The sequence below is a fragment of the Mycolicibacterium komossense genome, from assembly GCF_025822605.1.
GTDB classification, from domain to species: Bacteria; Actinomycetota; Actinomycetes; order Mycobacteriales; family Mycobacteriaceae; genus Mycobacterium; species Mycobacterium komossense.
In genome coordinates, this window is the sequence record NZ_JACKTY010000052.1 from 75,460 (window position 1) to 90,951 (window position 15,492).

At 65.0% G+C, this 15,492-nt stretch carries 15 protein-coding genes; 6 read left to right on the forward strand and 9 right to left on the reverse strand.

Going from position 1 to position 15,492, the window contains the following annotated elements:
* Window positions 1-17 precede the first annotated feature (17 nt).
* Window positions 18-1,577: an FAD-dependent oxidoreductase gene (locus H7J73_RS33160; RefSeq protein WP_264072096.1), complete on the reverse strand. Its 1,560-nt coding sequence runs from the start codon at window positions 1,575-1,577 to the stop codon at window positions 18-20.
* Between the two features lie 263 nt (window positions 1,578-1,840).
* On the opposite strand from H7J73_RS33160, the gene H7J73_RS33165 reads away from it, so the two are divergent.
* Entirely contained in the window at window positions 1,841-2,227 is a 387-nt protein-coding gene (locus tag H7J73_RS33165) for an ANTAR domain-containing protein (protein WP_264072097.1), read from the forward strand.
* 55 nt (window positions 2,228-2,282) lie between these two features.
* On the opposite strand, the gene H7J73_RS33170 is transcribed toward H7J73_RS33165, so the two are convergent.
* Together H7J73_RS33170 and H7J73_RS33175 are read right to left on the reverse strand one after the other, a co-directional pair.
* On the reverse strand, window positions 2,283-2,720 hold the full coding sequence (locus H7J73_RS33170) for a DoxX family protein (RefSeq protein WP_264072098.1): 438 nt from the start codon (window positions 2,718-2,720) through the stop codon (window positions 2,283-2,285).
* A 23-nt stretch (window positions 2,721-2,743) separates the two neighbouring features.
* Complete coding sequence (locus tag H7J73_RS33175) at window positions 2,744-3,280, reverse strand: VOC family protein (RefSeq protein ID WP_264072099.1); 537 nt, start codon at window positions 3,278-3,280, stop codon at window positions 2,744-2,746.
* A 94-nt stretch (window positions 3,281-3,374) separates the two neighbouring features.
* Between H7J73_RS33175 and H7J73_RS33180 the strand changes: the two genes are divergently transcribed.
* Window positions 3,375-3,869 (forward strand): MarR family winged helix-turn-helix transcriptional regulator, encoded by a 495-nt coding sequence (locus H7J73_RS33180; RefSeq protein ID WP_264072101.1) that lies wholly within the window; start codon window positions 3,375-3,377, stop codon window positions 3,867-3,869.
* A 13-nt stretch (window positions 3,870-3,882) separates the two neighbouring features.
* Here H7J73_RS33180 and H7J73_RS33185 read toward each other — a convergent pair whose 3' ends face one another.
* A complete protein-coding gene (locus tag H7J73_RS33185) occupies window positions 3,883-4,479 on the reverse strand; it encodes an Rv1733c family protein (RefSeq protein WP_264072102.1) in 597 nt (198 codons plus the stop codon).
* A 765-nt stretch (window positions 4,480-5,244) separates the two neighbouring features.
* On the opposite strand from H7J73_RS33185, the gene H7J73_RS33190 reads away from it, so the two are divergent.
* The 4 genes from H7J73_RS33190 to H7J73_RS33205 all read left to right on the forward strand — a co-directional run bounded on the left by H7J73_RS33190 (window position 5,245) and on the right by H7J73_RS33205 (window position 10,076).
* Complete coding sequence (locus H7J73_RS33190; protein WP_264072103.1) at window positions 5,245-7,359, forward strand: catalase; 2,115 nt, start codon at window positions 5,245-5,247, stop codon at window positions 7,357-7,359.
* 2 nt (window positions 7,360-7,361) lie between these two features.
* Window positions 7,362-8,087 (forward strand): glycosyltransferase family 2 protein, encoded by a 726-nt coding sequence (locus H7J73_RS33195; protein WP_264072104.1) that lies wholly within the window; start codon window positions 7,362-7,364, stop codon window positions 8,085-8,087.
* Between the two features lie 375 nt (window positions 8,088-8,462).
* Window positions 8,463-9,389, forward strand: coding sequence for a sulfite exporter TauE/SafE family protein (locus H7J73_RS33200; protein WP_264072105.1), 927 nt, complete (start codon window positions 8,463-8,465; stop codon window positions 9,387-9,389).
* 9 nt (window positions 9,390-9,398) lie between these two features.
* On the forward strand, window positions 9,399-10,076 hold the full coding sequence (locus H7J73_RS33205) for a FadR/GntR family transcriptional regulator (RefSeq protein WP_264072106.1): 678 nt from the start codon (window positions 9,399-9,401) through the stop codon (window positions 10,074-10,076).
* A 46-nt stretch (window positions 10,077-10,122) separates the two neighbouring features.
* Here H7J73_RS33205 and budA read toward each other — a convergent pair whose 3' ends face one another.
* The 5 genes from budA to H7J73_RS33230 all read right to left on the reverse strand — a co-directional run.
* On the reverse strand, window positions 10,123-10,932 hold the full coding sequence (gene budA, locus H7J73_RS33210) for an acetolactate decarboxylase (protein ID WP_264072107.1): 810 nt from the start codon (window positions 10,930-10,932) through the stop codon (window positions 10,123-10,125).
* Window positions 10,933-10,947: 15 nt separating this feature from the next.
* On the reverse strand, window positions 10,948-12,627 hold the full coding sequence (gene alsS / locus H7J73_RS33215) for an acetolactate synthase AlsS (RefSeq protein ID WP_264072108.1): 1,680 nt from the start codon (window positions 12,625-12,627) through the stop codon (window positions 10,948-10,950).
* Between the two features lie 164 nt (window positions 12,628-12,791).
* Window positions 12,792-13,970 (reverse strand): cupin domain-containing protein, encoded by a 1,179-nt coding sequence (locus H7J73_RS33220; RefSeq protein WP_276032070.1) that lies wholly within the window; start codon window positions 13,968-13,970, stop codon window positions 12,792-12,794.
* Between the two features lie 242 nt (window positions 13,971-14,212).
* Window positions 14,213-14,854 (reverse strand): hypothetical protein, encoded by a 642-nt coding sequence (locus H7J73_RS33225; RefSeq protein ID WP_264072109.1) that lies wholly within the window; start codon window positions 14,852-14,854, stop codon window positions 14,213-14,215.
* Window positions 14,855-15,072: 218 nt separating this feature from the next.
* Window positions 15,073-15,492: LLM class flavin-dependent oxidoreductase (locus tag H7J73_RS33230; RefSeq protein ID WP_435405625.1), on the reverse strand; the 420-nt coding region annotated here is incomplete at its 5' end.

Below are 15,492 nucleotides of genomic sequence, written 5' to 3' on the forward strand. Positions count from 1 at the left end.
ACGGTGCTGAGGAGCCCTCAGCCCGTCGGCTCGCCGGTGGCGATGATCCACTGAACAACCATGGCCGAGCTCAGCTGCGTGGCATCAGCGGTGCCCCGGTGCATGGGGATCGACGCCGCCACGAATTGGTCGGGTCGGACCAGATAGAGCCGATCTGACCGCAGCCGTCCGTGCGGGTCGGCGCCGAAAGTGTGTGGGCCCGTCATCCATTCGGGAACCTCAGGTCGGGACACTTCCCCGGCGCCATAGCTGTGGAGTTGCCACGTCATGTCCTGCAGCGATTGCTGGTTGTTCTGCACCGGCGGCAGGCGCCGGCCCACGGCGGGATCGTCCGCCCAGGCCGGCGTCTGCTCCTGTGGTTCGAGGTAGTGGTAGCGGATCCGGTACTGCCCGAGGTATCCCCCAAGGCGTGGCCCCAGGGCGGACTTCAACACCACGGGCGCGAGTTTGGCCAAGACGAAACTGAACCGTCGGCGCAACAGGGCGGTGGCCGGAGTGCGCCGGCCGATGACGCCGAAGGCGCGGTCGGTCACTTTCACCAGATGCACAGCGACCGGGCGTCGTTCGCGCTCGTAGCGGGCCACCGCGCGGTCGTCCAGCCGGCCATCCCGGATGTCGGCGAGCAACATCGCAAGATTGTGCGCATCTTGTAGACCGGTGTTCATGCCTTGGCCTCCCACTGGGGAATGCACGTGCCCGGCGTCGCCGGCCAGAAATACCGATCCGGCCCGAAAGCGGGAGGCCACCCGGTGATGTACCCGGTAGGTAGAGAACCAGTCGACCGCCCCGAGGGTCAGGCCGAGATCGCTCCGCGCCGAGTCGATTGCCCCCTGCTGGGTGATGGTGTCGCGCGGGGCCAGCGCAACGAGTCGGGTATGACCGTCGTCGCCCAGCGGAAAAGCGATGGCAAAGGTGGCGGTGCCGAATCGCATCGCCATGGAACCTTCTGGGACACCGCGCACGTTGCGGACGTCGGCGACCCAAAACGTCGCGTCGTCGGTGACGCCGTCGAAGCGCAGGTCCAATTCCCTGCGCACCGCCGAGGCCGCGCCGTCGGCGCCGATACACCACCGGGCAGTTACCGCGACCAGCCCCTCGGGGCCCTCCAACAGGGCCCGCACTCGACCGCCCGGTTCGGCAGTGCTGTCGACCAGATCGATGAGGCGGTGCTGCCACCGGACGTCGCGGTTGTCGGCGAGAAGTGTGTTGTAGAGCAGCTGTTCGTTGCGGCTCTGTTCGAAGATCTGGACACCGGGAAAGCGGGTGGCACCGTCTTGGAGTGCACCGATCGCGACGCCGTCCACGGCGCCGGTCCGCCCGATCTGCATCCGCTCGGCCTGATAGGCGCCGGCCAAGACGTGCTCGGCCAGTCCGAGCTGGTCGTAGATCTCCATGGTGCGCGCCTGGACGGCCAACGCGCGGGATTCCCGGGTCGGGCCGGTTTTGCGGTCGACTATCACCGCGCGCACGCCGCGTCTGGCGAGCGCCACCGCGGCCATCAGTCCCGTTGGTCCCGCCCCGACGATCAGCACCTCGGTATCGGTCAGTGGAAGATCTTCAGAGTGAACTTCGGTCATCGCCAGCTCCTCGCCGGAACGCGGTCGAACTACACGGTGTAATGCAGGTAGTCGCAGAATAGGCTCGACCTGAGTGACGTGTGCGACAAAATTGGCGCGGGTCCAGGGAAAACCTGTTCAGCAGGTGTAGAGATCGTCATCCTGCGGGTATAGAGCTTCTCGATGTTGGCAGGCGTTGTTGTCGGGCTTACCTGGCCGAGTTCGCTGGTTGCGACTCTCGCGGAGGTCAACGGCGAAAGCGCCGATGGTGTCGAGGAGCGGAGATGAGTGCGGAGACCAACGGACTGAGTCCGTACGGAACCGTCGCAGCCGACGGCCGGGCCGAACGTGCGCGCGAGCACGAGATCTCGGTCAGAGTCACGGAAATCAACGACAACAGGGCTCTGATCGAGCAAGCCAAGGGCATGTTGATGTTCATCTACGGCGTGGACGGTGACGCCGCCTTCCAGATGTTGCGCGTGCACTCGCAGCAGCACAACGTCAAGCTGCGGTTGCTCGCCGAACAGATCGTCAAAGACCTGGTGGCGTTGTCCGATCCCGCCTCGCCGGAACGTCGCGTGCGCTACGACGAGTTACTTGCGAGCGCACATCAGCGCATCGAGCACGCCGCGGTCCGCCAACTGGACGGTGCCGCTAAGACGGCGCGATGAGCGAACTTCCGGATCTGACTGTGCCCCAATGATAATGGGCGACCGTTCGGTCCGGTTACGATGCCGAGCGGTGCGAGAGCTGGGATGCGCCGCGACGGCGGGCATCCACGGCGATGGCGCCGCCGCCGGTGAAGACGAGTAGTAAGAATGCGAAGCAGTACAGGACGGCAGGTTCACCACCATTGGTCATCGGGATGATGCCGGTGGGGAGGTGCTGAGTAAAGAAGGCGAAAGCCATTGTGCCGGAGGCGAAGAAGGCGGCAATACGGGTGAAGAGCCCGAGGGTGATGAGCACCCCGGTGACAAGTTCGATGCACCCGGCGTAGAAGAACGGCCACAGTCCCACCGCGGCGGCGGGGCCGGTCGGCCAACCGAAAAGGTGTGCGGCAGCGTGGCAGAGGAACAGTAGGCCGACGATCACCCGAAACACGCTCAGGACGACGGGTGCGGATGGGGCGAGGCGGGCGTCCAGATTCTGCGTGGGGTTGGGCATGGCGCGGGTCTCCTTCGATTCAGTTACTGCGTTGGGTCGGGCAACGCTGCCCGGGTGCTGTCATGGACGATGTCGCCGGCAGTGCGGATGCCGGACCATTGTGTCAACTCCGCTGTCAGGTCCAGTCTTTCGACGACGGCGGAGTTATCGTAGGGACCCCAGCTGGTGCGGGGGAGCATCCACATGATCTCGAACTGGTTGCCGTCGGGGTCTGCGCCGTAGACGCTTTTGGTTGCCCCGTGATTCGACTCGCCGGTATAGGCGCCGGCGTCGAGCAGGGTCTGACGGGACTCGACGAGCTCGTCGATGGTGTCGAGCTGCCAGGCGAGGTGGTAGAGGCCCACTGAGTGGCGTGGCTGCGCGATCGCGCCGCGAATGCCGAACAGGCCGAGATCGTGGTGGTTGCCAGACCGAGGTAGTCGCAGGAAAGCGGCGCCGCCCAGCGCGGACTCTCGGCTGACGACCTCCATGCCGAACACCTCGGTGTAGAAACGGACGGCGCGCTCGATATCGGCCACGAACAGCACGGCGTGGTTCAGGCGAACAGGGGAGACGGCCATCGGCGAAGCTTTCGTTGTGACGATTGGTTGTAGCTACAACTGAAAACGTAACAGATGATAGTTGTATCTACAACTTTTGTGCGATGATGCCGAGATGGACACCACAGGACTGGATCACGACGAACTGGCGGCCTGGGTGCGGCTGGCGTCAGTTCTCGAACTGTTGCCGGGCGTGCTCGATTCGCAATTGCGCCGGGATGCCGATCTGATGCATTTCGAATACTTCGTACTGGCGATGTTGTCGGAGGCACCGAGGCGTACTTTGCGGATGAGTGCGCTTGCGGCGCAGACTAATGCGACACAGCCTCGGTTGTCTCATGTCGTGAAGCGACTTGAGGAGCGAGGGCTGGTGGAGCGGTTTCAGTGTCCGGAGGACGCCCGCGCCACCAACGCTCGCTTGACGGCGGCGGGCTGGCGCAGAGTGCGTCACGCCGCGCCTGGACACGTCGCCAACGTCCGCGCCAACGTCATCGATGCGCTCACCCCGGAGCAGGTGGGTCAGCTGGCTGTCATTGCCGACGCGATCCTGGGTCGGCTCGACCCCGACGGCGCGATGTCGCCGACCTATCATCGCTACGATCGCGGATGATCGGGGGCGGCGGTCAGGTATGCCGGTTGGCCCAACCGTCGTCGTTGTGCGCCAAAAGTTGCAGTTCACGTTCCCAGGCACGTTCGCGAGATCGATCGAGCCGGATCCGGACGGTGAGAGCCGCCAATGCGCCGAAGGCGACCATGACGCACCAGAGCGTGCATTCGGCGACCAGTGCGGACAACTCCGCGTCCTGGGCCGTCAGCGGGGCAGTGACCACCTTGCCTGTGGCGTCCAGCCAGATGGTCAACTCCTGGCCTGCCTGGACAGTTCCGGGGGTGACGATCTGTTCGGTTCTCAGGCGGCCACCCTCGCGCCACTGCGCCCGCACCGACGCGGGGCTGTCGAAGTCCGCCGGCATGCCGGCGCTCCCCTCGACCGCCACGGCCTCCACCGAGTGACGGCTATGCGACTGTTCGATGGCGTTGCGCACACCCGTATCGCGAATCTGCGAGCCTGTCAGCGCCGCGAGCGGGACGGCGACAAGTGCGGTGGCGAGCACCGCCAGTACGGCAAGCGCTTCAAGCCGATCGCTTCTGCGGGTCAGCGGGTTGGATCCCAGCGCATGAAGGTGCCAGCGGACACATCGAGCAAACAATGTGACGCCCATTACCCTGCCCTACCAGGGGCGATACTGCTATGCGCAAACACTGTTCCGATGGTGACAGGGACGGGCTCAGACCGCCAGTTGTGCACCGCCAGGGCGACGGATATCACAGCGGCTGCACCGTCGCCCCAAGGAATCAACCCCGTGGCGCAGGCCGCACTGTTCACGGGACAAGAGATAACGGAAGCGGCTCACGCCGGGCGATTACCCACTGATGAATCCTGGAAAGCTCTATGCCGCAACGTCATCAACGAGGGCCGGAGCGCAGAGTTCGGTGTGGACGTTGGCGCATCGTCGGCAGGTCACCGTGTAACGCAGTGACCGATCGTCGGCGGCTTCGTGAAACGCGTAGTCCGCTGGCGCCATGCATCGTGGGCACCGGGTCGTGCCGCGTTCGACCACTACTCGCATTGCCGGGCCTTTCATCGAGGCAGGTAGCGCACCTGCGGTGGCTTGCTATTGGTACCCATCCCGTCGGAGCGTCAACCCACCCATTCCCGGCGGCGACCCGAGGTCGGCACGCTGAGGTCAGATTGGTCCGGTCCGCACAGGCTGCGCACATCAGCTGGGGCGCCCGAATGCGCTGCCTAGAAACGTAATTGAGAGACCGTTCGGCTCCGGCTAACGGTCCGTGCGCCGCTGGGGATGTCTTCGCCCGAGCGCACGTGACCATCAGAGGTTTCGCCCTGCTGTGGGAGGGGTAGCCCGAAGCACCATCGCCGCAGCCCCTTGGCGAAGTCATCTTTGTTGACTCGCCAGGAGAGAACGATGCCAACATCTCGTAAGTCCGACCAGGCCGCCCCCAGGGCGGTCGGACCCAGTGGAGCCACCGCCGAATCAGTGTCTGATCCAGATGGGCGCGCCCAGTCAGGGACCTATCTGACGACTGCGCAGGGGTTGCGTCTTCCCGACACCGACCATTCCTTGAAGGCGGGCTCTCGCGGACCGACCTTGTTGGAAGATTTCCACCTGCGGGAGAAGATCACCCACTTCGACCACGAACGCATCCCGGAGCGGGTGGTGCACGCGCGCGGTGCGGCGGCGCACGGGGTGTTCGAGTCCTACGGCACCGCCCGTTCGGTCACCAAAGCCGGCTTCCTCGGGCCAAAGGGCGCCAAAACCGATGTTTTCACCCGATTTTCGACGGTTCTCGGCTCGCGCGGTTCGGCGGACACCGTTCGGGACACCCGCGGATTCGCGGTGAAGTTCTACACAGATGAGGGCACTTTCGATCTGGTTGGCAACAACATGCCGGTCTTCTTCATCCAGGACGGCATCAAGTTCCCCGACATCATCCACGCCGCCAAACCACAGCCGGACCGCGAGATCCCGCAGGCGCAGTCGGCGCACGACACATTCTGGGACTTCGTGTCGTTGCACACTGAAGCCACCCATCACGTGCTCTGGAATATGAGTGACCGGGGCATCCCGCGCTCATACCGGACCATGGAGGGCTTCGGCGTACACACTTTCCGCCTTGTCAATGCCTCGGGAAAGGCAAGCCTGGTCAAATTCCACTGGAAGCCGGTCGCCGGTGTGCACTCGCTGGTGTGGGAGGAGGCGCAGATTGCTGCCGGTTGCGATCCGGACTTCCACCGGCGCGATATGGCAGACGGTATCGAGGCAGGCGCCGTCCTCGAGTACGAGTTGGGCATCCAGGTGATGCCCGACGACGGTACCGACAGCTTCGAGGGGATCGACCTGTTGGACCCCACGAAGCTGGTTCCGGAGGAGCTGTGTCCGGTTCGGCTCATCGGCAAGATGACCCTGAATCGCAATCCCACCAACTACTTTGCCGAGACCGAACAGGTCGCCTTTCACACCGGCAACCTGGTCCCCGGTATCGAACCCACCAACGACCCGTTGATGCAGGCTCGGCTGTTCTCCTACCTCGACACCCAGATCACCCGTCTAGGAGGACCGAACTTCTCGCAGCTCCCGATCAATCGGCCACACTGTCCCGTCAACGACATGCTCCGCGACGGTATGCACCAAAGCGCGATCCACACCGGCACTGCCGCGTATCACCCCAACAGCATCGACGGGGACGAGCCGCACCCTGCCGACGCCAAACATGGCGGCTACGTACAGACAGCGCGGGTGATCGGGGGAACCGCGGTGCGGGCCCAGCCGGCATCGTTTGACGACCATTTCTCGCAGGCCACCATGTTCTTTCGCAGCCTGAGCCCGATCGAGCAGGCGCATATCGTCGAGGCGTTCACGTTCGAGCTCGGCAAGGTCTACGAGAAGGCGATCAAGGAACGTGAACTGCAGGTGCTGGCCAATGTCGACGCCGACCTGTGCGAGCAGGTCGCCGCTGGGCTCGGACTGCCCGCACCGAAAGGCAGTCCCGCCACAAACGTGACCATCTCGCCGGCGCTGGTGCAGGTGCTCGCCGAGCCCGGTCGGATCGACGGCCGCAAGATCGGGATCGTCGCCGATGCCGGCTCGGATCTCGCCGGTATCGCCACACTGATGAAAGCAGCTGCGGCACTGGGTGTTACCGCGCTCGTGATTGCACCGGTCGGTGGGGAGCTCAAGTCCGGTCGTCGCAAGATCACGGTGGACCGCACACTGGCGACCACGCGATCGATCGAGTTCGACGCGCTTGTAGTCGCCGACGGCACGGCCGCCTCCGGCGATATCAAGCTGGTTGTGCTGCTGCAGGAGGCGTTTAGGCATTGCAAGACGATCGCCGCCTGGGGTGACGGTGTCGCTGTCCTCAAGGCCGCGCGAATCCCGGCCAAGGGCGCCGGCATCGAGGTGGCCGACACCGTCGGTAAGCAGTTCACTTCCGACCTTGCGGCCGCGCTGGGCCTGCACCGCGCGTGGGACCGAGCGCCCAAGGTGATGGCCTCGGCAGTACCGCCCGTCACGAACTAGCCATGGGCGGAACACTATTGGGGATTGACCGCATCGGCGTGGTCATCCCGGTGCACGATGAACAGGACACTCTGGTGGAGTGCCTGAGCGCAATGGAAGTGGCTGCGTCACGGGCCGCGGTACCTGTCACCGTCATCGTGGTTCTCGATGCGTGCACCGACCGCTCCGCCGATATCGTCGCCGGTTTCGGTCAGGCGGGGATCGAATCCATCGTGATCGATGAACGCCGAGTGGGGTCAGCCCGGGCGGCGGGTATGGCGGAGCTTCTCGGTCGTCACCGCAGCGCAGGAGTGTGGCTGGCCACGACGGATGCCGATTCCGTAGTGCCCCAGCATTGGCTGCTGGGTCAGTTGAGCCATGCGCATGCAGGCGCACGGGTAGTGGCGGGCACGGTCACCGTCGAGGATTGGGGTGAACGTAGCGCCGACGTGGCGGAGCGGGCCCGCAGTGAGTATCGGGCCGGTCCCCATCGCCATATCCACGGTGCCAATCTGTCCTTCTCCGCCGACGCCTACCGCGCCGCGGGCGGCTTCGCGCCCGTCACCACTGCCGAGGATGTTCGACTGGTGGAAGCCTTCAGCGCCAACGGCGAGCCGATCGCGTGGGCGGTCGACCTCGCCGTCGTGACCTCGGCGCGTCGGGAGGCGCGGGCGCCCAGTGGTTTTGCGCACTACTTATCCAGTCTTGAGGAGCCGCTATCGGAGGGCCATCGAACTGTCGGCCCGTAGCCCTGCGTCGATCTTGCTGGTCGGTGTACGGCGCGCCGTGGGGTCACCCGCCGAGGCGGTTATAGGCCGCGGTGGCCGGACGGGCACCCCCTCGTGCTGAAAGGGCGCGAACCTGCGTGTGAGTGCATCGGCCACCGCGGCTGCACGTCGACTACCCGCTGTACGAGGCGCTGAATCATTCTGTTACGCAGCCTCTTTGAGGCTCACGCAGTCTGGTGTCGAGGCCGCAACGATTTCTTGCCGGCGCGTGCGAGCGGCGTCGGATGCACCATCGACCAGGTCGGCGTGCGTAGGTAACCCACCTCCCAGACGCGCTTACCAGGGGAGAGAATCACGTCAGATGTGTACTTGTCTGACAAGTGCTATGTTCTCGTGGTGGAAATTCGGAAGAGAAGGCGCAATACGACGGTGAAAACCGGTGCGCCAGGAACGACAGGGTCGATCGCAACCGTCAGGACCAGGTCCGTACTGGGGATTGGCTTCACCGGCGGGGTGATCGGCGGCTTGCTCGGCGGCGGAAGCGGAGTGTTTTATGTCCCCGCCTTGGAAAGGTTGACCGCGCTGTCGAGACCGTCGCTGCACGGGACGGCAGGCGCTGCCAACATCGCCGTGACCGGTGTCGGCGCGGCTACCTTTGCCCTGGCGGGGGGCGCCGTCGACCTGCGCGCCGGGCTGGGGTTGGTCGTTGGGGCGACAGCGGGGGCGTTTCTGGGCGCAAAGCTCATCCTGCGGATCCCGCACCAGGTGTTGCGTTGGTTGTTCGTGGTGATCTTGCTGGTCACCGGGGCCAAACTGCTATTGGATGCGGCCGGTGTGGGGTCTCTGAGCGGCGCGACCATCGTGCCGGCGTCGGTGGTCGCCAATCTGTGGTTCACCGGTCCTGTCTCACTGGCCCTCGGCTTCTTCATCGGAGCGTGGGCAGCAGGAATGGGCCTGGGCGGAGGGCTGTTGGCCGTCCCCGTGCTGATGGTGCTGTTCGGGGCAGACCTGCCGACAGCCGAGGGCACGTCGCTACTGATGTTCTTCCCGAACGCCGTTGTCGGCACCATCGTGCACGTCCGACAAGGCACGGCGGACAAACGCCTTGCCGCGGTACTGAACATCGGTGCGTTGCCGGGGGCGATCGCGGGCGTGTTGGTGGCCCTGGCGCTGGACGCGCGGGTCCTCGGCATCGTCTTCGCCGTGTTCGCGCTCCTGGTAGCAGGACGCGAGCTCTACCGCATGTTTCGGGCCCGAGCAGGAACCAGAACTGAGCAGCGAATGCCGTTAGAGTCGTCAGGCAAGCACATGAACGAGGGGTGACATTCGGCGGTGGAGGCAATTACTCGCGTTCCGCTGTCGGAGAAGGCCGCCAACGCTCTGCTGGCCGAGATCGGCGGCGGACGATGGCAGATCGGTGATCAGCTCCCTGGGGAGATGGCCCTTGCTGCCGAGTTGCACGTAGGACGATCGACGATCCGTGAAGCGATCCGACTCCTCGCGGCTCGCGGAGTCCTCAGTACCCACCAAGGCGTCGGCGCCTTCCTGACGGCTACGACTGCTCGCCAACCCTGGGATCACCTGGCCCAAGTGTCAGCGATCACCGAGGTTGTCCAGGTCCGGGTGGCTATCGAAACGCGCGCAGCCGCGCTGGCTGCACAATCCCATGACGATGACGACGCCACCGCGATCGCTGCCGCGCTCTCCGAACGCAACGCCTTGGTCGGTGGTGCTGCAGACAGCCTGGCCGCCGCCGACATCGCACTGCACCGGCGAATCGTCGCCGCCTCGCACAACAGTCTTTTGCTGTCGCTGTTCGACAGCATGCGTGAACGTCTCGTCGCCAGCATGACCGAGCTGAACACGTTGATGCTCATCGATCAACACGACGCCGACGAACACACCGCTGTCGTCAACGCCATTCTCCAACGTCAACCAGGAACCGCCGAAGACCTTACTCGCCAACACCTGCTCGGCCTCGCGAGATCACTTGCCGCGCTGTCGAAGTAGTGCTGGATGTGAGCGTGATGGTTTCTCGTGAATAGCGCGAAATCGCCTACGAGTGGGTGCCGCCTTCGGAGCGATCGATCTGCTCGGAAAGGTCGGCGGCGGCAAGGTTCGCCTGCAGGAACGGGCCCGTTGTCGGTAGGTGCAGGTGCAGGTCCGATGCCTGGCTGACGGCCACCAGACCGCTGTCGAGTACGAAGTCCAGAGCATGTCCGCCGTGGGTGAAGGCACTGTCGAGAAAGTGCAGATGATATCCGGCTACGGAGATACCTTGCTCGAAGTCGGGGGTGCGGAAGCCGACCAGTGTTCCCGTCACCTGCTCGAAACTGGCCTCGGCTTGGCCGGCGGTGGCTTCGGTGAGCGGCGGATACGGTTTCGATTGCGCCATCACCGTCCGCGTGCGTACCGATGCGAACCGCCCCTCGATGCGAATCCCATGGACGAGGTTGGCACTGACCAGTTTGGCATCGATCCTGCGCAGCAGGTCGGCCCGTGTCGTAGCGCCTTCGATGGCGATCTCGACGTCCGGTCTGAACGGCATCACCGCGGCAAAGGGAGTCCGGTCCGTGGCGGATGCCGGCGTGGCCGTCCCGTCAGCGCGCAAGTGGTAGCACCGGCCATCCAGGATCACCATCTCGCCGTCGAGATGGTTGAAAGTGCCGAGCCCAAAGTTGCCGTGGCGCAGTAATTCCCCAATGGTTTCTGCACCGTCGTACACACCGTCGAGCAAGGCGCTGATCGTCGAGACCTGATAGACCTCCGCGGCCGGTGGGTCGGTGGTCTCGGTCGCGGTGCGGTGATGGGCGATCAGGCTCTCCGCCCACCGCCGGAACCTGGTGTGGGCTTCGCTTCTGGTCATCGTTGCGGCTCTGTCCTACTCGAAGGGATCGTCGGGCAGGTGCGCGGCGAGATCGGTGTTGTGGCTATAGTCCACCGGCACGTCGATGATGGATGGGCCTTTTTCCGCCAGCGCCTGCCGCAGGGTCGAGGTGAACTCGTCAAGTGTGTCGACCCGGTGCCCGTGGGCTCCGAACGCGGCGGCATAGCTGACGATGTCATAGTCGGCGAGTCGGACGCCGGACTTGCGGCCATATTTGAGGACCTCCTGGAAGCCCACCATGTCATAGGTGTTGTCCCGCAGGATGATGTGGGTGAACGTCAGGCCCAGGCGGGTGGCGGTTTCGAGTTCCTGCGCGGAGAACAGGAAACCGCCATCACCCGATATCGACACCACATGTGTCCCCGGGCGGACCAGACTGGCTGCCATGGCCCATGGCAGGGCGACACCGAGTGTCTGCTGCCCGTTCGAGAACAACAGTCGCCGTGGTTGGTAGGTGCGGAAGTGGCGCGCCATGTAGATGTAGACCGATCCGATGTCACAGGCAACAGTGGCATCGTCGTCGAGCTCTTCTCGCAGCCGTAGCACCACTGCGGCGGGGTTGAGGCCCGCCCCGGTCGGTGGAGTCTCGCGCGCGGCAGCATCGATATTCGCCAAAGTGTCTCGATGGCGGCTGATTTCGCGCTCGAACTCGGCGGCGATGGTCAGGTCGCCGAGTCCCGTGGTGACGGCGGCGACCGTGGCTGCGATATCGCCGCGCAGCTCGATGCTCGGCTGATAGTTGTTATCGACATCGGCGGGCACGGAGTCGATGTGCACGATCGTCCGGTTGGCGTCGAGGTTCCACAACACTGGGTCGTATTCGACGGCGTCGTATCCGATCGTGATGAGGACGTCGGCGTCCGCGACGACGAGGTCGCCGGGCTGATTGCGGAACAGACCGACGCGGCCCAGGTATCGGTCCTCGAGCTCGCGAGAGACGACGCCGGCGGCTTGGAATGTCTCTACGACGGGAAGCCCTGTCGCGGAGACCAATCCGCGTAGCGCCTGGCAACTGGCGGGCTCGGCGCCGCGCACGCCGACCAGCAGTGCCGGCCGCTTTGCGCGGCGGATCAGGTCGACCGCCCGCCGGATGGCCTCGTCCGGTGCGGGTCCGAGCTCCGGTACCGGCAGACGTTGGGTGATCGCAGCTGAGGTGACGGTGGCCTGGACGTCGGCGGGCAACACCACCGCGGCCGCGCCGCGGGGCTCGGACATGGCGGCACGGAAGGCGTTGACTGTGGCTTCGGCCGCATTGTCGGCGTCGTTGACTTCGCCGGTGAACTTGGTGACGGTCTTGAGGAAGGCTGCGGCGTCCATCGACTGGTGGGTCCGCTTGAGTCTGTCCTCGCGGCGCACGGCCCCGCATAACGCCACCACCGGGTCCTGCTCCGTATTGGCGGTGAGCAACCCGGTGGCCAGGTTCGTGGTACCCGGCCCGGAGGTGACGAGCACGACACCTGTTGTGCCGGTCAGCCTTCCGATCGCCCCTGCCATGAATGCCGCGTTCTGTTCGTGGCGGCACACGACCAGTTGTGGGCCGCCGTCGACAAGAGCGTCGTACACCGCATCGATCTTGGCGCCCGGTACACCGAAAATGTAGCGAACACCTTGCGAGGTTAGGACGTCGACGACTTTTTGCGCGCTCCGGACGGCTTGAGCGCCGATTGTGTTCACGAGACTGCACCTTTCCTGGAGGTGGATATAAATTGGCTACAAGGGATTTCGCCGTGCTCAGCCCGGCAGCGCCGATCAGGTACCCGGAGTTGGCGCCATCAATCGGTCGACGAAAAATCGGCGACGTCTCGTGCGCTCGGCGCCACAGCCGGACCTGTGGTGCATCAGGGCTCCTGGTGCCCATTCGGCATGATGAGCGGCTTGTCTTTGCGCAGGGCGTTCATGGTTGCGCGGTCGAGGTTCAGCGTGGCGCCGACGACGGATTGCGGTGTCAAGCCCAGCCATTGGTTGGCGGAGACGTCTTCGAAGTGGTCGCTGCGGAACAGTTCGAGCATCTGTACCGGCTCGTCGCCGACAGCTTCGAAGTAATGGCCCATGGCCTTCGGGACATAGCCGACATCGCCGGGGTAGAAGTCGAAGGTTCTGGCTTTGCCGCTGGACCCGAACACGGTCATGCGGGCGTGCCCGGAGATCCAGTATTGCCATTCGTCGTTGTTGGGGTGCCAGTGCATTTCGCGCAGAGCTCCGGGTTGGAGTTCGACCCAGGCCGCGGCGATGGTGGAGGCGGAGGGGAAGTTCTTCGAATCGGTGATGCGAACACTGCCGCCGGGGACCTCGATCGGATCCTGGGCGAGCATGCGGTGGCTCATGCGTTCGGCGGTCCCTTTGGGCGACTGCACGGCGGCGATGTCATCGACGAGCGCGCCGGGAACGTCGCCAGGAAAGATATAGCGGCTGTGTTCGATGTCGCCTGCGGTGGGGATGTTGTCGAATGCGGACTCCGGAACCGCGAAGTTCTTGGCCAGCACGTGCTTCGGCGTGTGGGCGAACCAGTCGGTGACGAGGAAGGTCTCGTTCTCGGAGAAGTTCCCGTCGTCGAAGACCAGCAGGAACTCGCAGTCTTCGAGAGCCTGGATCGAGTGGGGGAATCCGGAGCGGAAGTTCCACAGATCGCCGCGGCCGATATCGTCGATGAAGCTGCGGCCCTGCGGATCGATGGCCGCGATGCGGGCACTGCCGGCGAGCATGAACGCCCACTCGGCCTCGCGGTGCCAGTGCAGTTCCCGGTAGGCGCCTGCCTTGAGGCGCATGTTCACCCCGGCCAGCGTCGTCGCGACCGGCAGCTCGCGAACCGTGGTCTCACGCGCCCAGCCTCCGTCGAGCAGCCGATTATGGGATGCGGCGAACGACCACTTCAGGTTCGGCATGCTGCCGGAATCCGTCCTCGGCGCGCCGGGGTTCTGGGCTCCGATGGCCACGTTGTCCGGCCCCAGCACGGTGGCACCCTCCTCGCCGTCGATGGTCGGCACCGCATTGTGGTCGTTGATGTCGATCGTGGTCATGTCTGGCTCCTCTGGTTCGCCGTCGCTGCCGAATGGATCGGATTGAAGTCAGTTGGTGCCTAACCAGAATCGTTGACCGCCCCGCGTGGGTCATCGCTGCTAGCCGCCCTCTCGGTGGCGGAAAAGGCACCACCTGACATACCGGCTAGCACCCAGACCGGCCGTCGACGCAGTGGTATCTCGTGATGGGTGCGATGGCCGCCAGGGGGCTTCGGAAATGGCTGGCGGTCAAGCCAGCGTGATCACAGCCGCGGCGGCGCTCCCGGGTGGCCGGCGTCATAGGCGTCGCCGTCTACGGCGACGCGCGAATCGTCGTCGGGATCGATGCGGACCGGAATCACCAGGCCGACTGCGCCGAGGACGCTGCGGCGGGCCTCGGTGCGGAACGCCGTGCGGGTTCGGGCGGGATAGCTGGTGGCGTCGGCGCGGTGTACGACGAGTTCGAGGTCCCACAACGACGCCTCGGCCCCCGGGAGCATCGCGGCGGGTAACGCGACTCGGGTGGCTCCGGTGATGGTGGCGGTGGCGGGCGTCCCACTGCGGAGCAACTCGGCCGCCTCCGCCGATGACAGGTGGCCACCCCCGCCGGCACGTCCGGTCTTGTGCACGCCGTCGAGATCGATGTCCAATGAGATCGGCGTCCCCAGTGTCGAACCGAGTTGCCGGGCGAGCTTGTCGACCACGTCGAGATCGGTGACGGCGATGCTCAACGAGTCAGCCTCGCCCGGCGCGTGGGTCGCGCACCCCGACCGCATCAGCTCGGCCAGCACCTCGGCTTGGCTCGCGCCCTGAGCAGCAGACTGCAGCCTCTGCTCGTCAGGAGTGCCCCGGTGCACGGTCACGTCGAGCGGCGGACCGACGCTCTTGATGGATGCTGAGAGCATCTCGCCCACCGCGGGAGTTCGGTCGAGGCCGGCCCGCAGTTGATACGAGACCGCCTGGGGTGCAATGCCCTCGGCGTCGAGTAGGCCGGAGACGACGAGCGGCGCAGGGGCGTGCCGTTGACGACCAGTGTGCCGTGCGACGGCATTTCGGTGACGGCCGTCACCCGGTATCTGCCGCGAATGATGCTACGGCGCTTGAACCAGTTCACCGTCCAAAACTACTTGGGGAGCAGTGGTTTCAGTGCTTCGGCAATTGCTGCGACAGCCCCGGGGGTATAGCTCGGCATGTTGAAGATGATCCCGCCGACACCGGCATCGAACACTTTGGCCTTGATCTGTTCGGCGATCGCCTCGGGACTGCCGACCGCCGCGCGTTGGCGCCGGTCTTCGGGAATCTGGTCGATGGTCGCCTTGTCGTCGACGATCACCGTGATGAGCTGGCTGGTCTCCAGAGTGGCGGGGTCGCGGCCGATGTCCTCGCATCGTTGCCTGGCTGCCTTGACCTTGGCTGGGAGGTCGTCAAAGCCGGCAATGATGTTGAGATGGTCGAAGTGCTTGGCTGCCAACGGGATTGTCTTCTTCTCGCCGCTGCCGCCGATCATCAGCGGGATGTGGTCGCGGAAGCGGGGCTCGGCCAT